Annotated in this window: 20 protein-coding genes; all 20 read left to right on the forward strand. The window is 31.4% G+C overall.

What is annotated here, in order from left to right; genetic code table 11:
• The first annotated feature begins 4 nt into the window (after positions 1-4).
• The 20 genes from AC13DP_RS09690 to AC13DP_RS09785 all read left to right on the forward strand — a co-directional run bounded on the left by AC13DP_RS09690 (position 5) and on the right by AC13DP_RS09785 (position 21,177).
• On the forward strand, positions 5-841 hold the full coding sequence (locus tag AC13DP_RS09690) for a glycosyltransferase family 2 protein (RefSeq protein ID WP_483067700.1): 837 nt from the start codon (positions 5-7) through the stop codon (positions 839-841).
• The gene (locus tag AC13DP_RS09695; RefSeq protein ID WP_273300126.1) at positions 838-1,623 is read left to right on the forward strand and encodes a glycosyltransferase family 2 protein; all 786 of its coding nucleotides are present in this window, start codon (positions 838-840) and stop codon (positions 1,621-1,623) included. Before AC13DP_RS09690 ends, AC13DP_RS09695 begins: the two co-directional genes overlap by 4 nt.
• A gap of 9 nt (positions 1,624-1,632) precedes the next feature.
• Entirely contained in the window at positions 1,633-2,655 is a 1,023-nt protein-coding gene (locus tag AC13DP_RS09700) for a glycosyltransferase family 2 protein (RefSeq protein WP_273300124.1), read from the forward strand.
• Positions 2,656-2,711: 56 nt separating this feature from the next.
• Positions 2,712-3,785, forward strand: coding sequence for a glycosyltransferase family 2 protein (locus AC13DP_RS09705; RefSeq protein ID WP_483067701.1), 1,074 nt, complete (start codon positions 2,712-2,714; stop codon positions 3,783-3,785).
• Positions 3,786-3,810: 25 nt separating this feature from the next.
• Complete coding sequence (locus AC13DP_RS09710) at positions 3,811-4,920, forward strand: glycosyltransferase (protein WP_483067735.1); 1,110 nt, start codon at positions 3,811-3,813, stop codon at positions 4,918-4,920.
• Complete coding sequence (locus AC13DP_RS09715) at positions 4,910-6,073, forward strand: hypothetical protein (RefSeq protein WP_483067702.1); 1,164 nt, start codon at positions 4,910-4,912, stop codon at positions 6,071-6,073. The genes AC13DP_RS09710 and AC13DP_RS09715 overlap by 11 nt, the downstream gene beginning before the upstream one ends.
• The gene (locus AC13DP_RS09720) at positions 6,070-6,882 is read left to right on the forward strand and encodes a polysaccharide pyruvyl transferase family protein (RefSeq protein ID WP_483067703.1); all 813 of its coding nucleotides are present in this window, start codon (positions 6,070-6,072) and stop codon (positions 6,880-6,882) included. The genes AC13DP_RS09715 and AC13DP_RS09720 overlap by 4 nt, the downstream gene beginning before the upstream one ends.
• Positions 6,883-6,993: 111 nt before the next feature.
• Complete coding sequence (locus AC13DP_RS09725; RefSeq protein WP_483067704.1) at positions 6,994-8,148, forward strand: cytidylyltransferase domain-containing protein; 1,155 nt, start codon at positions 6,994-6,996, stop codon at positions 8,146-8,148.
• Positions 8,145-9,020: an N-acetylneuraminate synthase family protein gene (locus AC13DP_RS09730; RefSeq protein WP_483067705.1), complete on the forward strand. Its 876-nt coding sequence runs from the start codon at positions 8,145-8,147 to the stop codon at positions 9,018-9,020. The genes AC13DP_RS09725 and AC13DP_RS09730 overlap by 4 nt, the downstream gene beginning before the upstream one ends.
• Entirely contained in the window at positions 9,020-10,417 is a 1,398-nt protein-coding gene (locus AC13DP_RS09735; protein ID WP_483067706.1) for a UDP-glycosyltransferase, read from the forward strand. The genes AC13DP_RS09730 and AC13DP_RS09735 overlap by 1 nt, the downstream gene beginning before the upstream one ends.
• Positions 10,417-11,571 (forward strand): glycosyltransferase family 4 protein, encoded by a 1,155-nt coding sequence (locus tag AC13DP_RS09740; RefSeq protein ID WP_272958432.1) that lies wholly within the window; start codon positions 10,417-10,419, stop codon positions 11,569-11,571. The genes AC13DP_RS09735 and AC13DP_RS09740 overlap by 1 nt, the downstream gene beginning before the upstream one ends.
• Positions 11,568-13,106 (forward strand): glycosyltransferase family 2 protein, encoded by a 1,539-nt coding sequence (locus tag AC13DP_RS09745; protein WP_483067707.1) that lies wholly within the window; start codon positions 11,568-11,570, stop codon positions 13,104-13,106. The genes AC13DP_RS09740 and AC13DP_RS09745 overlap by 4 nt, the downstream gene beginning before the upstream one ends.
• The gene (locus AC13DP_RS09750; RefSeq protein ID WP_483067708.1) at positions 13,103-14,083 is read left to right on the forward strand and encodes a glycosyltransferase family 2 protein; all 981 of its coding nucleotides are present in this window, start codon (positions 13,103-13,105) and stop codon (positions 14,081-14,083) included. Before AC13DP_RS09745 ends, AC13DP_RS09750 begins: the two co-directional genes overlap by 4 nt.
• Positions 14,080-14,844 (forward strand): hypothetical protein, encoded by a 765-nt coding sequence (locus tag AC13DP_RS09755; RefSeq protein ID WP_272958435.1) that lies wholly within the window; start codon positions 14,080-14,082, stop codon positions 14,842-14,844. The genes AC13DP_RS09750 and AC13DP_RS09755 overlap by 4 nt, the downstream gene beginning before the upstream one ends.
• Positions 14,844-15,659: a class I SAM-dependent methyltransferase gene (locus tag AC13DP_RS09760; protein WP_483067709.1), complete on the forward strand. Its 816-nt coding sequence runs from the start codon at positions 14,844-14,846 to the stop codon at positions 15,657-15,659. Before AC13DP_RS09755 ends, AC13DP_RS09760 begins: the two co-directional genes overlap by 1 nt.
• Positions 15,659-16,768: a glycosyltransferase family 4 protein gene (locus tag AC13DP_RS09765; RefSeq protein ID WP_483067710.1), complete on the forward strand. Its 1,110-nt coding sequence runs from the start codon at positions 15,659-15,661 to the stop codon at positions 16,766-16,768. The genes AC13DP_RS09760 and AC13DP_RS09765 overlap by 1 nt, the downstream gene beginning before the upstream one ends.
• Entirely contained in the window at positions 16,765-17,853 is a 1,089-nt protein-coding gene (locus AC13DP_RS09770) for a glycosyltransferase (RefSeq protein WP_272958438.1), read from the forward strand. The genes AC13DP_RS09765 and AC13DP_RS09770 overlap by 4 nt, the downstream gene beginning before the upstream one ends.
• Entirely contained in the window at positions 17,837-19,204 is a 1,368-nt protein-coding gene (locus AC13DP_RS09775; RefSeq protein ID WP_273300103.1) for an O-antigen ligase family protein, read from the forward strand. The genes AC13DP_RS09770 and AC13DP_RS09775 overlap by 17 nt, the downstream gene beginning before the upstream one ends.
• A complete protein-coding gene (locus AC13DP_RS09780) occupies positions 19,158-20,180 on the forward strand; it encodes a glycosyltransferase family 4 protein (protein WP_272958440.1) in 1,023 nt (340 codons plus the stop codon). The genes AC13DP_RS09775 and AC13DP_RS09780 overlap by 47 nt, the downstream gene beginning before the upstream one ends.
• Positions 20,170-21,177: a glycosyltransferase family 4 protein gene (locus tag AC13DP_RS09785; RefSeq protein ID WP_228251850.1), complete on the forward strand. Its 1,008-nt coding sequence runs from the start codon at positions 20,170-20,172 to the stop codon at positions 21,175-21,177. Before AC13DP_RS09780 ends, AC13DP_RS09785 begins: the two co-directional genes overlap by 11 nt.
• Positions 21,178-21,195: the final 18 nt, after the last annotated feature.

Raw genomic sequence — 21,195 nt, forward strand, 5'->3', positions numbered from 1 at the left:
ATCTATGGTAGATAAAGACTTTTCTGGGGTACCTAATTTAACGTTTGTTGTTCCTGTTTTTAATGGTGATCAATTTATAAATGCATTATTTATTTCTGTTTCAAATCAGTCTAACGCTAATTGGCAATGTATTATAGTTGATGATGGTTCTACAGATAATTCAAAGAAGCTAGCTGATTTGTGGTCTGAAAGAGATAATCGTTTTAAAGTAGTTAGTAAAAAAAATGGCGGACTTGCCAGTGCAAGAAATTTGGGGATATCTCTTGCAGTTACAAAATATATAATGCCATTAGATTCAGATGATATAATTCATAAAGATTTAGTCACTGAATTTAATAAATCAATTCAATCTGAAGAATTCGATTTAATTTCATTTGATGTTGAATTTTTTGGAATACGAAGTGGAAAACTTGTTTTTCCAAATTTCTCCTATCAACAGTTATTATTGCAAAATTGTTTCATCGCTTGTTCTATTTTTAAAAAAGATTTATGGACTGAAGCTGAAGGTTATGATGAAAACTTGAAATCATTTGAAGATTGGGATTTTTGGATTAGGGCTTTAAATCATAAATCGAAAATTAAGCATATTCCAAAAGTCTTATATTTTTATCGTAAGCATAGTACCGGTAGTCTTACAAATACTTTTAAAAATAACCCAGAATATTATTTTGGATTATATGATTACGTTTATACGAAGAATAAAAGTATTTATCAGGAAAATTTTCCTAACCCAATTTTAGCATATCAGGAAAATGAAGCATTAAGACAATTCAATAGTAAAGTGAAAAACACGTTTTTTTTTAGATTATATACAATATTTAAGAGAATTATTAAAAAATGATTTCAGTAGTTATCCGAAACAAAAATGAAGCAAAAGATTTAGAATTTTTATTATTCAATCTAACCAATAGATATTCTCATGCTATTGATGAAATAATAGTAGTTGATAATGAATCCACAGACGGTAGTGAAAGGGTAACTAAAAAATTTAATGCTCGTTTTGAAACCATAAAAAACTTTTCTTATGGCGGGAGTGCAAATTTTGCAGCTGAAAAGGCTAAAGGTGATATTGTAGTAATATTTAGTGCGCATTCTTATCCCGTAAGTCCTGAATTTTTTGATGTAATAAAAGAAAAATTCGATACTAATAAAAAATTGGCAGGTGTTAGATGTTTGCATGCCCCAAATGATTATCGAAATTATATTCTGAGTATAGATGCTGAGAACGACCCAAATAAGTCGGGCTTAATTTTTACAGGTTCAGCATTTAGAAAAAAGGTATGGGAGAAAATTCCATTCAATGATAAAGTACCCACTTTTGAAGATAAAGACTGGACAAAAAGGGTACTTAAAAAGGGATATCAGATAGAATTTGCTCCGGTAATATTTGCTTATGAGGTAAGCAGAACGAAAGCTCAGGCTTATTTTCGAAGAAAAAATGATTTGTTAGGAAATTATCAAATATGGCATATGGAAATAAAAGTGAGACAAGCTTTTAATAATGTTGTGGCTACATTTTTAAACGGATCTAAAAGATTATTTATAGACGTGTATTATGCAATTAAATTTTTCTTTTTTGTTTTGGAATTTAAGAAAAAAAAGCCTGAAAAATTTGAATACTAATTTTATCGGATGAGGAAAGGACATAATCCAAATAAAGATAAAGTTGTATCGGAAGTTAAATTTTTCCATCAAATCCTTATTCCGGTTTATATCCCTAATCAAAAAGATTACTTTAAAGATGCTTTTAAAATTTTTAAAAAGTGCCTTCAATCTATATTTGATACAGTCGATTTAGAGTACACTTATATCGCTGTGGTGAACAACGGAAGTTGCGCTGAAGTTGAAAACTATCTTTCAGCTTTAAAAAGTGAAAATAAAATTCAGGAGCTTATCAATACCTCGAATATCGGGAAGTTAAATGCAATCTATAAAGGTATGGTAGGGCATAATTTTGACTTGGTAACCATTGCAGATGCCGATACTATGTTTTTGTCTGGATGGCAACAGGAAACTATCAGGGTTTTTAATACATTTTCTAAAGCAGGTATGGTAGGTATTGTACCTCAATTTAATATGTATGCCAATTTTTGCACCAATGTGATATTCGATAATTTTTTTAAAAAAAGAATGCGATTTTTTAAGGTAGAGGAACCAAAGAAGATGCAAAAATTTTATCAGAGTATTGGATGGAATATGGATGAGGATCATTATTATTTGCAATATATTTTGGGAATTGAAAAAGGAGGATTGAAAGCTTGTATAGGTTCGAGCCATTTTGTGGCAACGTATAGAAAAGAAATTTTAAATAATGTAAAAAAATTTGTTCCGGCTAAAATGGGGGATAACAGCGAGCGTTTATTAGATGTAGCTCCATTAAATATGGACTTATGGAAGCTTACTACATTTAAAAATTACGCCTACCATATGGGTAATGTTTATGAAAATGGGATGGATGAGGTGAAATTTAATCAAAACAAAAACAAATTAGAATATAATAAATTTCAATTAAATCAACCTTCAAAATTAGCTTTCCTAATAAAGAATAAATTTTTTAAAAAAATCATGCGTATTAAGCTTATTAATGATTGTTATTTTGAATACAAGGGGTTACCCAAAACTTTTCTATCTAAATACGGTAAAACATACTATTAATTTGCTTCGTAAAAATAAATATTATTTCAAATTAGATTCTTTAATCAAGACTTTTAATGCTTAGCCTCGTTTTAACATATCGTAATCGCGATTTAAAAATCGTAAAGCGTTGTTTAGGATCCTTAAAAATTCAAAGCGATCAGGATTTTAAAGTTTTTCTGGTAAACTATGGAAGTTCAGATAAATTTACAGCCGAGATAGAAGGTCTTGTAAAATTATATGACTTTATAGATTATATTTTTGTGCCAACCTATGGGCAACTATGGAATAAGAGTAAGGCAATTAATATCGCTCTAAAAAAATGTACGACTTCATATTTTTTAATGGGTGATATCGATTTGATATATCATCCGGAAATGATTGAAAAATGTAAACAATTGGTAAAGAATTATGAGGTTGTTTATTTTCAATACGCTTTCTTAGATCAAAAAGAATCTTTAAAAGATTACGATTTTTTTGGTTTTGAGGCCTCTTTTCTAGGAAATGAGGAAATCACCGGTACAACTTTATATAAAACAGAGACTCTTAAAAAAATCAATGGCTATGATGAATTTTATCATGGCTGGGGTGCAGAAGATACCGATGTGCATTTACGATTTAAGAATGCCGGTCATTCTGTATATTTTTACGATCAGGAAATTCTGGTAAAACATCAATGGCATCCAAAACAGTATCGAAGTAAAGAAAGTGAATATCCTTTTCATACCAATCTCGAAAAAATTAATCATCGATATATGGTGTTGCAAAATCAGCATAAAATTACCCAAGCTAATCCCGAATTTGAATGGGGTAAAATGCCTGATATTGAAAATTTAAAAAAATTACAAAAACCAATAAACAAATTGGAAATCACTTCAGAATGTTTTCAATTCGATGCTTTTATTGTCGGTATTTTTCCTAGCCTAAAAGAAGCTTCTGAAATTAAAATTACTACCGATAATCGCGCAAAATCAATAAAAAATCAGATAAAAAAAATTATTGGCAAAAAACATCTACAAACGTATTCTCTAGACTTCATCAACAATAAGCTTTTAGAAGCAATTATTCAACAACATAGGTTGGCATCTTACCACTATAAAATCGATTGGCAAAAGGAAGAGATAATGCTAAAAATTGTACCCGATGCCTAAAAAAAAGAAAATATTAATGGTATCGATGCCCAGTTTGCATTTTTTTAGATGGGTGGATCAGCTAAAAGATAGTGATTTTGAAGTGTATTGGTTTGATATTACCGGAGCCGGTAAAAGTATAGAACGTATTAGCTGGATACATCAAATTACTAATTGGAAAATGAAATGGGATGTTCCCGGTCGAATTTTTATAAAATCGAAACTTCCGAGTGTATATCGTTGGATTCAAAAAATTAACGAGCGTAGTATTGCTTCAGAATTTGATAAAACACTTGCTAAAATTCAACCCGATTTAGTACATAGTTTTGCACTTCAGCATGGTTGCCTGCCTATTTTTAATTCAATGATTGGCAATGATATTTTATGGCTATTTTCCACCTGGGGGAGCGACATTTATTATGAAAATAACAAAATCAATTTTGAAGAAAATTTAAAAAAAATTTTATCTCGGGTAAATTTTTTAATCACAGATTGTAAAAGAGACTACAATATTGCTAAGGTTAAAGGGTTTTGCGGAGAATTCTTAGGGGTTTTTCCGGGTGGAGGTGGGTTTTTTTTAGACGAAATTCAGCCAATACCTTTTAATGAAAGAAAAATAATTTTAATAAAGGGATATGATAATAAATTAGGTAAAGCAATTAACGTCTTAAAAGCATTAGCGTTCTTTAAAAAGGAAATAATAGATTATAATGTTATAATTTTTGGGGCATCACCTGCTGTGAAAACTTATTGTAGTGAAAATGAATTCTGGGCCAAAAAAGCTCGAGTATATGATTTTATTCCCCATTCTGAACTAATCAAACTTATGAGTAAAGCAAAACTGTATATAGGAAACAGTTTGTCTGACGGAATGCCCAATACATTGTTAGAAGCTATTTGCTATGGTGCTTTTCCAATTCAATCTAATCCTGGCAATGCAACAAGTGAAATTATTAAAGATGGATTTAATGGATTGCTTATTCAAGACGCTAAAAATGTAGATAATATAAAACAAGTTCTTCATCAATATTTTCTTTTAGATGATATAGATGAAGGTTTAAATTATAATTTTTCAAATTTGAGAAAAAATTATGAGCGTGAAATGATCAAATTAAAGGTGATCTCAAAATATAAAGAAATACTATATGATAATTAAATCACCTCAAAAAAGAATTCTAGATGATAAATGTCGTGTAGAATGTATTTTTACTATTCATGAGACTGAAAAAATACTTTATTATGACTTCCCTAAAGAGTACTATAATTTTTTAGTGACAGAGAATTGCGATGCTTTTTTAGTAGGATTAGTGCTTCTTGCTATGAAAAATGGAGAAAATATTGAAATCGATGGAAAAGTATCTGCAAAATTATATTATAATTTGCTAAATTATTTTATCCCTATATTTTCTACCATACATGATCATTTTTCAGTTATTAATTTAAAATGCAAAAATTTAAATTATAGTCCTTTAGAATCTGAATCAAAGGTCGGAACTGGTGTATCGTGCGGAGTAGATTCTATGTCTACAATTTTTTCGCATCTAAATGACGAAGCTTACCCTATCGATTATTTAGTTTATTTAAATGCTGGATCACATGGACATTGGGCAGATCGAAAATCTAAATTAATTTTTAAAAGAAGGTTAGATAATGCGATGCTTTTTTCTGAAAGGATAGGAAAAAATATCATCGAAATCACTACAAATTTAAGTGAAATTATACAGATTGAATTTCAAAGTAGCCATAGTATAAGAAATCTATCCTGTATTTTAAATTTACAAAATCTTTTCAGTCATTATATATATGCTTCTGCTCAAAAAGTGCAATATCATAGTGTAAACTCCAAAGATGGGAGTGGTTGGGATATATATATTAATAAGTTACTGGAAACCGAAACAATAAGTTTTAGTACATCTATGGTTCAATACTCACGGTTTGAAAGAGTAAAACTAATTTCTAATGAAAAAGAAGTTAACCATTTTTTAGATGTTTGTGTATCTCCTGATCCTAACGCTAAAAAATTGAATTGCTCAAGATGTTATAAATGTTTAAGAACTCTAATCAGTTTAGAACTGATAGATAAACTACATGAATTTTCTGAAGTTTTCGATATGGAAACTTATAACTCACATAGAGATTTAGGTATTTCTGAAATTATCTTAAAAAGAAAAGAAAATGTAGATATTGGAGAACTATATTCTCAATTAAAAAAATACAATAAAATAAAGGTAAAACATCTGGTTATGGTGCAAAAAATGAGAATAGATAAAAAAAAGAAGAACATCAAACAATTGATTAAAAGCAAATGAAAAATATCAGACTTTTTTGGTGGAATGAGCGTATAATTCAACAAAAACCAAAAGAAAATTATGGCGATATGTTGGGGAAATATCTTGTTGAAAAAATATCAGGTAAGAACGTTGAATTTGCCTGGCCAAAAAAGTGGAGTTATAAGGATTATTTTTCCCCAATCTATGTGACTGTAGGCAGCATTTTAACTCATATAAATAAAAAATGTATTGTTTGGGGAAGCGGTATAATTAGCAAAGAATACCATATAAAAAATGCAAAGTTTTTAGCTGTACGTGGACCTCAAACGCGTATGTTTTTGATCAATCTTGGTTATCAGGTCCCAGAAGTTTATGGAGATCCTGCGTTATTACTTTCCAAATATTTTAATCCTCCTGTAGAGAAAAAGATACGTTATGGAGTGATACCGCATTATAATGATTATGATAAGATCAAAGATTGGTTTAATGAATTTGATGATGTAAAAGTTATTGATTTAATGACTAATGACGTTGAAAAAACTACCATTGAAATCATGGAATGTGAGAATATAATATCGTCTTCATTACATGGTTTGATTGTGAGCCATGTTTATAACATTCCTGCTATTTGGCAAAAATTTTCTAATAAGGTTTTTGGAGATGATATCAAATATCAGGATTATATGGAATCGGTTCAACTTTCTTTTTACAAACCCGAAATTCGGCAAACGCCATATACATATTCAGAATTAGAAATGCTGTTTACCAGTTATCCTAGTTTACCAGATGCTCAAAAAATGGAAAACATTAAAATAGGCTTATTGGAAACATGCCCTTTCAAGAAATAAAAATGACTATTGATAGTCACTATCTTCCAGTTACAGATAAAATTTAGCATTCATCGAATTCAATTTCAAAGGAAATTATAAATAGTATATTAGCATTTAATTAACAAAGTAATGAAAGCGTTAGGTTTTGTTCCATTGCGGAAAGGTTCTAAAGGTATTCCCGGTAAAAATAAGCGTAAAATGCTTGGTAGACCTCTATTTTGTTGGGTACTTACCGAAGCCATTTTTTCGAAACTTGATGAGGTTATTGTTTTTACCGATGATACTGAAATTATTGAATTTGTTGAAAATCAATTTAGTTGGACAAGCAAAGTTAAAGCCATATTACGTTCAGAAAAAAGCGCTGATGATATTGCTTCCACCGAATCCGCTATTTTAGAATATTGTGAAAAAGTAGCTTATGATTTTGATATATTTTGTTTGTTGCAGGTCACTTCTCCGTTTACAAAAGTAAGCGATATAAATGCCGGACTTTTAAAAATAGAGGAAGGTGCAGATGCCTCATTAAGTGTTGTTAAAACACACCGGTTTATTTGGAATCAGAAAGGAGAGTCTATAAATTATGAGTATGCAAATAGACCCAGAAGACAAGATTTTAAAGGCTTATTAGTTGAAAATGGCGCTGTTTATTGTACTACAAAAAAGGCCCTTCAGATTAGCAAAAATCGAATAAGTGGAAACATAGTTCCGTTTGAAATGCCTGAAGTTTCCTATACAGAAATCGATAGTGAAGCCGATTGGATTACTGTGGAAAATCTTTTAGCAACGGACTTAAGAAAACAAAAAGTTAATAGTAAAATCACTCATTTGGTATTAGATGTAGACGGGGTGTTTACTGATGGTAAAGTCTTATTTTCTGAAAATGGAGAATTAGCCAAATCTTTCGATATGCGAGACGGTATGGGCTTAGAAATTTTACGCCAGTACCAGGTAAAAGTGATGGTGATGACTTCTGAAAATTCTGCTCTGGTAACCGCAAGAATGAAAAAACTCAAAATCGAGACGGTATTCTTAGGGGCAAAAGATAAGTTTGGATTGCTTCAAGAATATTGTTTAAAAAATAATTTAGAAATAAGCAATTTGGCGTATGTAGGAGATGATGTTAACGATATGGCTAATATGTGCCGGGTAGGATGGAGTTTTGCTCCTGCCAATGCCATGGAAGAAATTAAAAGAATTGCCGATGTGAATTTGGCAAAAAAATCAGGAGAAGGTGCTATTCGAGAGGTAGCTCAATTTATACAAAAATACAATACTAGATTTTGAACACTTATAAGGAACCTTACGTAATTGCCGAAATTGGGTGTAACCATAAAGGCGATATGGAAATTGCAAAAGAGCTTATTAAAGTAGCTAAAATATTTTGCAAGGTAGATGCTGTAAAATTTCAGAAACGGAATAATAAAGAATTATTAACTGAAAGTCAATATAACGCGCCACATCCTAATCCTGTAAATGCTTATGGAGATACCTATGGTGAGCATCGTGAGTTTTTAGAATTTTCGATAGACCAACATCAGGAGTTAAAAAAAATTTGTACAGAAATGGAAATTACCTATTCTACGTCGGTGTGGGATTTAACTTCAGCACAGGAAATTGCCAGTTTGCAACCTGATTTCATAAAAATTCCTTCGGCTTGTAATAATCATTTTGAGATGTTGACCTGGTTGTGCGAAAATTATTCTGGGGAAATTCATATTTCTACGGGGATGACGACTAAAGACGAAATAGGGGAGTTGGTCAATTTTTTCACTGAAAAAGGTAGAAATCAAGATTTAGTAATTTACAATTGTACCTCTGGCTATCCTGTTCCATTTGAAGATGTATGTTTATTAGAAATTACAAGAATGAAACAACTTTATGAAGATAAAGTAAAGCACATAGGATTTTCTGGTCATCATTTAGGGATTGCAGTAGATGTAGCAGCGTTTACCTTAGGAGCCAATGTGGTGGAACGGCATTATACTTTAGATAGAACCTGGAAGGGAACCGATCATGCGGCTTCTTTAGAACCTTCAGGCTTGCGAAAATTAAAACGAGATTTGAGCGCGGTATACCAATCCTTAACCTATAAAGAAAAAGATATTCTAGATATTGAAGTGGTTCAGCGCGAAAAATTGAAATTCAGAAAAAATTAATGGCTAAAAAAAAGGTTTTTGTTTTTTTACCCGATGGTGTTGGCTTGCGTAATTTTGCGTATACTAATTTTAATGATTTAGGTCTGGAATTAGGAATGGATGTGGTGTATTGGAATAATAGCATTTTTCCCTTACAAGAAAAATTAGGATTAAATGAAGTGAAAATAGCATCGAATAACTTACATCCATTAACACCTATTTATTCCCGAGCTAGAAAACGAATAGAGCTTAATTTATGGCAAGCAGAGTTTAACGATCCGGTTTACGATACCTACAAATTTCCTTTACAATACAACACGATTAAAAATGCGACTCGTAGTGTATTGACTAGTCTTTTAATTACCAAGCATGGCTCACAAAAAGGATTAGCTGTAATTAAAGAAAAAATTAAAAAATTAGAACGAAAAAATCCTAAATATCAATACTGTAAAAAGCAATTAGAAGGTCATCAGCCAGATTTTGTTTTATGTACTACTCAGCGTGCTACGCAGGCAATAAGTGCATTATTAGCAGCTAAAGATTTAGGAATTCCCACAGCCACTTTTATTTATAGTTGGGACAATGTTCCTAAAGCGATGTTAGTGGTAGAAACCGATTACTATTTTGTATGGAGTGATTTAATGAAAGCCGAAATGCTGAAGTATTATCCATTTCTAAAAGATAATCAGGTTATTGTTACCGGTACCCCGCAATTTGAACCTCATTTTAATCCAAATCGGATTACACCTAGGGCTAAATTTTTTGCAGAATATGGTCTCGACGAAACCAAAAAATATATTTGTTTTTCAGGTGATGATACAACTACTTCTCCTTTAGACCAATATTATTTAGAAGATTTAGCCGTTGCTGTACAGAATCTTAACAAAGAAGGCTATAATTTAGGAATTATATTTAGGAAAGCACCGGTAGATCATACAGGTAGATATCAGGAAATTATTGAAAAATATAATCAGGAAATTACAGAAATAGCACCAGCGTGGAAAGCAATTGGAAAACAATGGAATACTATTCTTCCTGAACCTTATGATTTTTCCTTATTATCAACAGTTTGCGAGCACTCAGAACTTGTAGTGAATATATGTTCTTCTATGGTTTTTGATTTTGCGATTCATAATAAGCCCTGTATATATATCAATTATGAGCAACCACAATTGAAAAAAGGGACCAGGGATATTGGGCAAAATTATAGGTATGTACATTTTAGGTCAATGCCTTCTGAAAAAGCAGTGGCTTGGGGAACTTCAAAAGAAGCTTTACAATTTATTCTAGAAAATTTATTGAATGATCCGAAACCTGTTATAGCTCAAGCTAAAAAATGGTTTACAGTGGTGGCCGGTAAAAATCCGAAAGATTCCTCTTTGGAAATCTGGAAAGCAATAGAAAATATATTGAATTAATGCACATAGGTTTTCTAACTCCCGAATATCCTCATGATAAAATAAACCATTCTGGTGGTTTAGGAAGTAGTTTGCAAAATTTGGCGATATCTTTACAAGCAAAAGGCGTAAATATTAGTGTTTTTGTATATGGTCAAAAAACAAATACTGAATTCGATGAGAATGGGATTCATTTTTATTGTATTAAACAGAAAACCTATAAAATTGGCGGATTTTATTTATATCGAAAACACATAAATAAAAAACTAAATTATTGGATTCAGAATACCAATATAGATTTATTAGAAGTCCCAGATTGGACAGGTATTACTGCTTTTATGAAGTTTTCGATTCCGGTAATAATGCGCTTTCACGGAAGCGATACCTATTTTTGTCATATAGAAAAGCGTCCCCAGAAGATTAAAAATCGAATTTTTGAACAACAAGCTGTAAATCACGCTTTGGCATTTATTGCTCCAACAACTTTCGCTGGAAATGTTTCAAAGGAATTGTTTCATATTAAGAATAAGACAGTAAAAACAATTCATTATGGGGTGGATTTAGCAAAATTTAATAATGAAGATCCCCAAAATTTTGATTCATTTTCTATATTATATTTAGGTACGTTAATTCGGAAAAAAGGTGTTTTAGAATTACCTGATATTTTTGAAAAAGTACAACAAAAATACCCAAAAGCAACATTGCTATTAATAGGGAGTGATAGTGCAGATATCAAAACAGGAAGTACATCAACTTGGGCACTAATTCAACAAAGAATTGAAGAGAAGAACCTTTCTGGGGTTCAGTATTTAGGTAAAATGCCATATTCTGAAGTAAAAAAGTATATTAAAAAAACTCATGTTTGTGTTTTTCCATCGTATGCTGAAACCTTAGGGATGGTTACTATAGAGTCAATGGCTTTACAAAAAGCAGTGGTTAATACTAATATTGGCTGGGCTAAAGAATTGATTACGCATCAAGAAGATGGATTATTAGCATATCCTGCAGATCATAACGCATTTTCAGAAGCTATAAAACAAATATTTGAAAGTGAGGATTTTCGGAAACAAATTCAGCAAAGTGCTAGAAAAAAAGTGGAAAATATATTTGATATTCAGCAAAAGGCCGTTGAAAATATCGAATATTATGAAGAAATTTTAGCTAGGCAAGTATGATTAAGTTGGTTCATCAATATAGCGAGAAAATAGTAGCCATTTATAAAGATGGAAAGCAAATAGAAGGATATGCTGATGAGGTGGTAATAACTGCTTTTTGGGCAATAGCAAGTGATTATCCAGATCAATGGATTTGTTGGATCGAAGAAAGACAAATAGATAATTTCGACGAAGCTACTTTTTTTGAAATTTTTCATCACAAGTTGATAATGGCTTCCTGTGCCGTTGAAACAAGTTTTTTTAACGAAGACATCGGTTATGTCGATCAATTTCCATTTGTAGCTGTAAATAGATCGGTGAATTATCCTACATGGTTAATGAGTAGTGATATAGGTGCTATACATGCTAATGCGCTATTGAAATTTAAGAGAAGCGTAAGTATATTTTCTAATTTTGATTATCTTCTAAATGCGATAGCAAAATTAGGTCAGCAAAACGGGCTTTTTTGCTATCATTCACCAAACTTGGCTATAAAAAGAAATCAAAATATTACGTATAAAGCGTCCGAAGCTGATTTATTTTCGTTTACATTTCAATTTTATAAAAAAATAAGGGCTGTTATCTTGTTCTTATGTTTTATACAGTACAAAAAAAAATATTACTTACAATCTTTCATTTTTAATTGTTTTAAGCGAAATTTTTTTTCTATTGATATTGATTTTTCTGATATAGCAATTGAATCTTCTAAACTGGGTATCAATAATGCGGTAGATGTTATAATTCCGACAATTGGGAGGCCTAAGCATTTGCTGAATGTCCTAAAAGATTTAAAGAAGCAAACCTTGCTTCCTCATAAAGTTATTGTAGTTGAGCAAAATCCGGACGTAGGAAGCAAAACTGATTTTACTTTTATTGCTGAAGATTGGCCATTTGAAATTAAGCATATTTTTACCCATCAAACTGGTGCGTGTAATGCACGCAATATGGCTTTGAAAGAAGTAACAGAGAGTTGGGTGTTTTTTTGTGATGATGACAATAAATTTGATACTAACCTACTAAAAGATACTTTTTTAATAATAAAGAAATATGGAGTACAAGTATTGGTAACATCTTACCGGACGAAGAATGAAAGCCTATTATACAAAAATGCTAAGCAATGGGGGACTTTTGGAGCTGGAAATGCTATTGTTAAATCGAGTACTATAGCTAATATTCAATTTGATAGATCTTTAGAGCATGGTTATGGAGAAGATACAGATTTCGGAATGCAATTGCGTAATAAAGGTGTCGATATTATCTATCATCCAGATGTCGAGATTATTCATCTTAAGGCACCGATGGGCGGTTTTAGAACTAAAATAATCAAAGCTTGGGAGCAAGTAAAGCTGATTCCAAAACCGTCACCTACCGTAATGATTTATATTCAAAAGAATTATACTTTAGAACAACGAAGAGGATATAAACTCATTCTATGGTTAAAGTTTTATAGATCTCAAAAAATAAAAAATCCATTTAAGTATAAAAGGCTTATGCAAAAACGCTGGGAAGAAAGTGAGCGTTGGGCGGCTAAATTGCAACAAAATAGAGAGGGATGAAGTTTGCTTTAATAATTTGTACTTTTGAAAGAGCAACGGCTTTACTTAGGCTGCTTAACTCTGTAAAAAGACAAGAGGTCTATCCTGATGAGATTCTTATAATAGATGGATCTTTAAGTCATAATACCAAAAAGGCATTAAAGGAGTATGCTATTTCAAACTTAGACTATTATTATGTTCAAACAAAGTATCGGGGTCTAACCAAACAGCGAAATTTCGGAATATCTAAACTTTCATCTGGACTAGATATTGCTTTTTTTCTTGATGATGATGTGGTCTTAGAACCCCATTATTTTGAAAATATACTAAATACTTACAGAAAACATCCAGATGCTTTAGGAGTAGGAGGCTATATAATAGATAATAAGATTAATTGGCATAAAGTAGAAAATACCACTGTTTTAAATGATGAATTTGAATATGATGGCTGGAAACGAAAGTTAGGAAGTCGGAACTTTTTACGAAAAAAGCTGAATTTATTGAGCGATTGCGCACCTGGAATTATGCCGGAGTTTTCTAATGGTTTTTCAATTAGTTTTTTACCTCCTAGCGGAAAAACATATCCGGTTGAATTTTTTATGGGAGGTGTTTCTTCTTTTAAAACTAAGATTCTAAATGAGGTGCAATTTTCAGGATATTTTGAAGGTTATGGTTTATATGAAGATATGGATTATTGCCTTCGAGTATCTAAACTAGGGCAATTGTATGTAAATACTTCCGCCCGTTTGTATCATTATCACGATCCCGACGGTCGGCCAAATCAATTTAGATATGGTACAATGGTGAGTCGAAATGGTAAATATGTTTGGCGAGTAAAATATCCTAATCCTAGATTTAAAGCTAAAATTAAATTTTATAAAATATCATTGCTACTAACGCTAGTTAGATTGGGAAACGCTTTAACTACTTCTAAGCGGAAGGAAGCTTTTACTGAAGCTTTAGGGCGTTTTTATGGAATAATAACAAGTACGAAATGAATTTAAGATCTCTTTTTAAAAAGCGCAACTATTTATATTTATATAATAAATATAAATCTTATCCATCAACAGTTAATTCATTTCCGAATGATTATAGTGAATATGAAAGTTTTAAGGATATTCTAAAATACATTGCAGTTGAAAATTTTGAAAAAGTAGTTGCAGTAGCAAGTGGGCCTACGGCTAAAAATATAGAGTATAATGATAAATATTTGTACTTCTGCACGAATAATTCTATTGAGCTGGTAAAAAATAAAGTAAATTATATTTATACTGTAAGCGATGAATTTTATCTCTATAAGTATTTAAATTCTTTCAAAGAAGATCAATATTGGGTTTCAACTTTTTTTTATTTTTATTTGAACTCAGCCTCGGAATCTAGGAAAAATGATATTTCAAAATATCTGACTAACAATAGTCGTAGCCGGAAGGAATTTCTAATTACCAATGAAAAAAACTCTTTTAATTCGGATAAAATAAATTCCGATATAAAAGAAGTATTTGTGAAATGGAAATATAATCATTTTGGTGTTAATTCAGGATTTAATAATCTCGTACTTTCTTCAATAGTTGCCAATTTCGCTAATCTACCTCTTGTTTCCTATGGGTTGGATATGGGAGAGGGAGGGCAATACTATTTCAATAAACCTAGTTCTTTAGGAAGAAGTATCAAAGGTGATTTTTCTAAAGCAAAGGTAACTGAATTTCTGAAAGTGCTAAATAATGAAGTTACTTTTGAAAATAATTCAAATTTCAAATAATGTATAATAGTTGTAAAATATGTAATAGTGATGTTTTAACAGAAAACCGTACTTATAGTTTAGTTCGATGTCAGTCTTGTGACCTTGTTTTTTGTAGTAAAGAATATAGAGAAAATGATTTCAAAGTTTTATATGATAATTTATATAACGTTGGAAACAATCCTAAATATGAAATTCATAGTGGGGTTGAATATAATGAAATGAAATCTGGGAAAATTGCTATTGGATATAATAGACGAAAATTAATTAAAAACAATGTTAGGGCTAGCGATCGTGTTCTGGAAATAGGTTCAGGAAACGGTTTAGTCGGCTTGTTTCTTAAAAAGAATTTTGATGTTCAATATACGGGGATTGAAATAGATCACGAAACATCAAAGAAAGCTATTGCTTTTGGATTGAATGTTATTAATAGCGATTACAAAGTCATTCAAAATTTATCAGAAAAATTTGATGTGATAATGATGTGGGAAGTATTGGAACACATTCAAGATCTGGATTTTTGTCTAAAACTCCTAAAAAAAAGTCTTTCAGAAAATGGACGTATAATATTATCAGTTCCTAATTATGATAAAAGACTTAATTATAATAACAGAAAAGATAAATTGTATCAAAGTGGTCCTCCAATTCATTTAAATTTTTTTACGGAGCGTTCGCTTAAAAATACTTTTAAATACTATGGGTACAGTATAGATAATATTAGACAGAAAAAACTACCATATATGAATTTTAAAAACCCTGATTTTCTGCGATTAATATGGATGAAATGCATGGGCAGATTTCAGGGACCAACGCTTTATTTAATCACTTCTGCTTAATGAAATTTGTTATCATTACACATGTTGTACATAAGCAAATAAAAAATAATTATTTTGGTTATTCACCATATATTCGTGAAATGAATAGATGGTTAAAATATGTTGGTGCAGTGAAAATAGTCGCACCTCTAGATATAGACTACGCGTCTAGAATAACAGCAACCTACCATCATGATCAATTAGAGTTTGAGAGAGTTTCGCAAATTTCATTACTTTCAATATTGGATGTTTTAAAAACTTTTTTTAAACTACCAGTTATTTGTTTTAAGATATGGAAATCAATGAGATGGGCCGATCATATTCATTTACGTTGTCCTGGCAATTTGGGATTGTTAGGAAGTGTAATTCAGGTATTTTTTCCATCCAAAACAAAAACAGTAAAATATGCCGGTAATTGGGATCCCAATTCGGACCAACCGTGGAGTTATAAGCTGCAAAAGTGGATTTTATCCAATACTTTTTTAAGCAAAAATATTAAGGTTTTGGTTTATGGGGAGTGGGCAGGTCAAACTAAAAACATTCTCCCTTTTTTTACGGCATCATTTTCTGAAAAAGATATAGAATTTATCGATAAGGATTTTTCAAAAAATCTAAATTTTCTTTTTGTAGGCAGTCTGGTGGAAGGAAAGCAGCCGATTTATGCTATTCGTTTAGTAGAGGAATTGAAAGCAAGTGGAAAGAATGTTTGCTTGAAAATCTTTGGAGAAGGACCTTTACAATCTGATTTAGAGAATTATATTGAATTAAATAATATAAAGGATTTTATTAAAATTTGTGGAGGAATTTCGTTGATTGAATTGAAAGAAGAATATAAGAAATCTCAATTTTCAATTTTGGCGTCCAAAAGCGAAGGTTGGCCCAAAGCAGTAGCTGAAGCGATGTTTTTTGGCTGTATCCCAATCGCTACCAAAGTTTCATGTGTGCCTTGGATGTTAGGAAATGGTGATCGTGGAATTTTACTTTCTGAGAAACTGGATAAGGATAGGAATACTATTCTTGAAATATTGGATAATACTAGACAATTAAAAATAACCTCCAGAAATGCGATGGAATGGTCGCAATATTATACTCTTGAATATTTTGAAAAAGAAATAGCAAAGCTTTTATGAGAATTTTACAGATAATCGATTCTTTAGATTCAGGCGGAGCAGAGCGTATGGCGATTAATTATCACAATCATTTGAATGAATTAAAGGATATTGAAAGTTTTTTAATTTCTACTAGAAAGAAAGGAAAACTTTTAAGTATGGTGAAATTTCCTGAAAAATATTATTTCCTAAACCGAACAAAAAAAGGATTTTTTTATTCGGTATTGGATTTAAAAAAGTTTCTAGAAGATAAAAATATTCAGATTATTCATGCTCATGGAACTTCAATTTTTTTTGTTGGATTTCTTAAAATCTCAAAATTGCTCTACGGGTCAAAGGTAGTTTGGCACGATCACAATGGTAATAGTCCTAATATAAAAGGATTAAGAAAAATCATTTTATTTAAGATTTTAAAGAAAATAGAAAAAATATTAGTTGTAAGCAGTTATCAAAAAAACTTTTATGAAATTAATTTTAAGGCTGATTTCATTCAATATTTACCAAATTACTCTTCAGTAAAAAAGAAATATAAGGAGAGCTGTGAAGATGATGTTTTTAGAATTGTACTTACAGCAAATTTACGGTATCCTAAGAATCATCTCCTAGCCCTAAGGGCTTTAAAAATATTGGTGAAAAAAGGCTATAAAATACATCTAACTTTTATAGGTCGCATTACAAATGATGATTATTTTATTGACGTAAAGAATTTCGTAGTTTTAAATAAATTAGATGATTATGTAACCTTTTTAGGTGAAGTTAATAACACGGAAGAACATTTGCATAAATTTGATTTGGGCATACTAACATCGTTTTATGAAGGCTTTCCGGTATCCCTTATTGAGTATGGAATATTTGGTCTCCCTGTTGTGGCCACTGATGTTGGAGAGTGTAGCTCAATAATTGGAGGTGCAGGCACTATTATTTCATCGAACAATTTAGAAGAATTGGTAAATGCCATAGAAAAGTATTATATCGATAGATCTTTATGTGATGTACATGGTAGGATTTTTAGGGAAAGAGTAATGCAAGAGTTTTCTCGGGATATAGTATTAAAGAAATTGGTGAATGTTTATTCTGAAGTAATGGAAAATGGAGCTACAAGTTAATCAAAATAGAAAGCAATATTTTCAATTATTACTTTTACATATAGCAATGGCATTTGCCATTTATATATTTCGTCCTATTTCCTTCATTCTAACGAACGGAATTCTGCTTTTCTGGCTGATTTATATACTTCAAAAGAAAAATAGAAATAATGAGGCTTTGATGGCTGCTGCGTATGTAGCGGGTGGGGAGGTCTATTTTAGAATGACTGATGGAATTATTTTCTATGAAACTGGAAAATATATGGTTATTGTATTTCTACTTCTCGGGATGTTTTTTAAAGGAACTTCTTCCAAAACAGTTCCTTATTGGTTATTTATTTTAATGATGGTACCTGGAATTTTGGTATCTGCAATTAATATCAGTTATGGCGCTGATTTTAGAAAACTAGTGGCTTTTAATCTTAGTGGACCGGTTTGTCTGGGGATTGTAGCCGTTTACTGCTATTATAAAAAAATAAAGAAATCTGATTTTGAAAAAGTTATTTTAATGCTTCTTCTTCCTCTGATATCCAATATGTTTTATCTATATTTATATACTCCAAGTCTAAAGGAGTCACTTATTAATGTATCTGCGAACTATTTAGCTACTGGGGGTTATGGGCCTAATCAAGTGTCTACTATTTTCGGAATGGGCTTTTTTCTGATATGTACCCGATTATTTTTAGTAAAAGATAAATTAGTAAATCTTATTGATTTTATCTTGTTGGGATTAATGGGCTATAGGGCAGTGGTTACATTTTCGCGTGGAGGCGTGTTTACAGGAATTATCTGTATAAGTACTTTTCTGATTTTCTATTATTATAAAATGAATAGAAAATCAAGATCGGCTGTATTTAGGAAAATTCTTTTTATAGGAGCCGTAGGGCTGGGAGTCTGGACCTTTAGTTTGGTGAAAACCTACGGGTTGATTGGGAATAGATATACAAACAAAGATGCCTCCGGTAAATTGAAAGCTGATATTACTACTGGGAGATCTGAATTGATCGAAACCGAACTACATGCTTTTATAAATCATCCTATTTTGGGTATAGGCGTTGGTAAAGGAACAGAATATAGAGAAGAGCAATTAGGGATAAGCATTGCTACACATAATGAAATCAGCCGTATGCTTTCAGAACAGGGCTTGCTTGGTTTGATAAGTTTACTTATATTAATTTTTGTTCCTGTTATATTTTGGTTTAAATTCGAAAACAATTATTATTTTTTAGCCTTTTTAGCTTTCTGGTTTTTAACAATTAATCACTCCGCCATGCGAATAGCTTTACCAGCATTTGTATATGGTTTGGCATTACTTTATATAGTAGATGACAAAAAAGATCCTGTATATAGGAAACGACTTGCGGGTAGATAGTTTTACGGCTACTTATATCTCTTTCTTAAGTAAAATGCTAAGAAAAGAGGGCTTTAAGGTGAAAACTGCATCAGCAAAAAATAATAAGCTTGTCCGTTTGACTGAAATGTTGTGGCTTATTTTTAAATATCATACTAATACAGATATTGTACTCATAGATACTTATGGAGCCACTAATTTTTATTATGCCTATTTAGTAGGTCGCCTTTGTCAGCTCTACCAAATTCCGTACGTACCGATCTTACATGGTGGCAACTTACCGGAACGTTTAGATAAAGATCCTAAATTAAGTAAAAGTCTTTTTAAGAATGCTTATGTAAATGTAGCGCCCTCCAATTTTCTTAAAAATGAATTTGAATCAAGAAACTTTAAGGGGGTGAAGTTGATTCCTAATTCTATAAATCTTAAAGATTATCCTTTTAAAAAACGAACGGTTTTTCAACCAAAGTTGCTTTGGGTACGGAGATTTCAGCGTAGATATAATCCGAAAATGGCATTGAAAGTTTTAGAATTATTATCTATTGAATATAAGGAGGCCGAGCTATGTATGGTGGGGCCGGAAAAGGACGGGAGTATGCAGGAGTGTAAACGAATGGCTCATAAAAAGAAGCTTAAGGTTAAGTTTACCGGAAAATTAAAAAGAAAAGAATGGGCGGCACTATCTTCAGAATACGATTTTTTTGTAAACTCAACTACCATAGATAATACACCCATAAGTGTAATCGAATCGATGAGTTTGGGACTTCCCATTATTTCAACCAATGTAGGTGGGATGCCTATATTGATCGAGCACGAAAAAGATGGTATTTTGGTGAATTCAGAAGATGACCATAGGATGTTTTTGGAAATTAAAAAGATCGTTGAGAACCCTGAAATTGGAGAACAATTAGCTTGGAATGCCAGAAATAAAGCCGAATCTTTTGGATGGGAAAAGGTTAGGAAAGCTTGGTTAGAAGTGATTAATAATGTCGGATAAAAGTATACTTTACCTGGGGAATAAGCTTGCACGTTTAAATCGTACCCCTACTGCCGCCGATATTTTGCCAGGTTTACTAACGGAAGAAGGATTTAGGCTCTATTCCTTTTCTTCCAAGAAAAATAAAATTTTGCGCCTGAGCGAAATGTTGTATCAGACTATGATTTTATCTATGAAGGTAGATTGGGTAATTATAGATGTTTACAGTACTCAAAATTTCTGGTATGCCTATCTCTGCGGAATGATCTGTAAGTTAAAAAGTGTTCCTTATATTAACATTTTACATGGAGGTAATTTAGAGAACAGATTAAGAAAAAGATATTTTTCTTTTTTTAATGGGGCTGATTATAATATAGCGCCTTCCAGATTTTTGTATACTAAATTTACGGATGCCGAATTAAAAAACTTAAAGTTTATACCAAATGCTATAGCTTTAAATGAGTATGAGTTTAAGCAACGCGGAAAATTAAAACCAAAATTACTTTGGGTACGAGCTTTTGCAGAAATTTATAATCCTTTTTTAGCCATTCAATTATTGGAAAATGTTATACAAAAATATAGAGATGCAGAACTTTTTATGGTGGGGCCTAAAAAGGATGGAAGTTTTGAAAAGTGCCGTGCATATGCTCGTAAGCATAAACTGCCAGTTCATTTCACCGGAAAACTGGAAAAAAATGAATGGCACCAGCTGTCAGAAGAATGTGATGTTTTTATAAACACCTCCACTATAGATAATACTCCGGTAAGTATCATTGAGGCCATGGCACTAGGCTTGCCTGTTGTGAGTTCTAAAGTAGGAGGGATTCCTTTTTTAATTGAAGATGAGGTGGATGGAGTATTGTTCGAGAATAGAAATCTTCAGGATTTTACCAACAAAACTATCGATTTATTAGAAAATAGATTAGATTCTATGAATATTAGTATGGAAGCTCGAAAAAAGATTGAGAAATTCGACTGGAAAATTGTTAAGCATCTGTGGATTAATGTTTTAACTTAAAGTAGTATCTTCGCTAAA

It is taken from the genome of Zunongwangia sp. L-65 (assembly GCF_056859415.1).

Bases quoted from the DNA above. Each gene is read 5' to 3' on its own strand.
- AC13DP_RS09750 (WP_483067708.1), top strand. From the start codon at position 13,103: ATGAAGTTTGCTTTAATAATTTGTACTTTTGAAAGAGCAACGGCTTTA.
- AC13DP_RS09700 (WP_273300124.1), top strand. From the start codon at position 1,633: ATGAGGAAAGGACATAATCCAAATAAAGATAAAGTTGTATCGGAAGTT.
- AC13DP_RS09725 (WP_483067704.1), top strand. From the start codon at position 6,994: ATGAAAGCGTTAGGTTTTGTTCCATTGCGGAAAGGTTCTAAAGGTATT.
- AC13DP_RS09695 (WP_273300126.1), top strand. From the start codon at position 838: ATGATTTCAGTAGTTATCCGAAACAAAAATGAAGCAAAAGATTTAGAA.
- AC13DP_RS09710 (WP_483067735.1), top strand. From the start codon at position 3,811: ATGCCCAGTTTGCATTTTTTTAGATGGGTGGATCAGCTAAAAGATAGT.
- AC13DP_RS09720 (WP_483067703.1), top strand. From the start codon at position 6,070: ATGAAAAATATCAGACTTTTTTGGTGGAATGAGCGTATAATTCAACAA.
- AC13DP_RS09735 (WP_483067706.1), top strand. From the start codon at position 9,020: ATGGCTAAAAAAAAGGTTTTTGTTTTTTTACCCGATGGTGTTGGCTTG.
- AC13DP_RS09715 (WP_483067702.1), top strand. From the start codon at position 4,910: ATGATAATTAAATCACCTCAAAAAAGAATTCTAGATGATAAATGTCGT.
- AC13DP_RS09760 (WP_483067709.1), top strand. From the start codon at position 14,844: ATGTATAATAGTTGTAAAATATGTAATAGTGATGTTTTAACAGAAAAC.
- AC13DP_RS09780 (WP_272958440.1), top strand. From the start codon at position 19,158: ATGACAAAAAAGATCCTGTATATAGGAAACGACTTGCGGGTAGATAGT.
- AC13DP_RS09775 (WP_273300103.1), top strand. From the start codon at position 17,837: ATGGAGCTACAAGTTAATCAAAATAGAAAGCAATATTTTCAATTATTA.
- AC13DP_RS09705 (WP_483067701.1), top strand. From the start codon at position 2,712: ATGCTTAGCCTCGTTTTAACATATCGTAATCGCGATTTAAAAATCGTA.
- AC13DP_RS09770 (WP_272958438.1), top strand. From the start codon at position 16,765: ATGAGAATTTTACAGATAATCGATTCTTTAGATTCAGGCGGAGCAGAG.
- AC13DP_RS09765 (WP_483067710.1), top strand. From the start codon at position 15,659: ATGAAATTTGTTATCATTACACATGTTGTACATAAGCAAATAAAAAAT.
- AC13DP_RS09745 (WP_483067707.1), top strand. From the start codon at position 11,568: ATGATTAAGTTGGTTCATCAATATAGCGAGAAAATAGTAGCCATTTAT.
- AC13DP_RS09690 (WP_483067700.1), top strand. From the start codon at position 5: ATGGTAGATAAAGACTTTTCTGGGGTACCTAATTTAACGTTTGTTGTT.
- AC13DP_RS09785 (WP_228251850.1), top strand. From the start codon at position 20,170: ATGTCGGATAAAAGTATACTTTACCTGGGGAATAAGCTTGCACGTTTA.
- AC13DP_RS09755 (WP_272958435.1), top strand. From the start codon at position 14,080: ATGAATTTAAGATCTCTTTTTAAAAAGCGCAACTATTTATATTTATAT.
- AC13DP_RS09740 (WP_272958432.1), top strand. From the start codon at position 10,417: ATGCACATAGGTTTTCTAACTCCCGAATATCCTCATGATAAAATAAAC.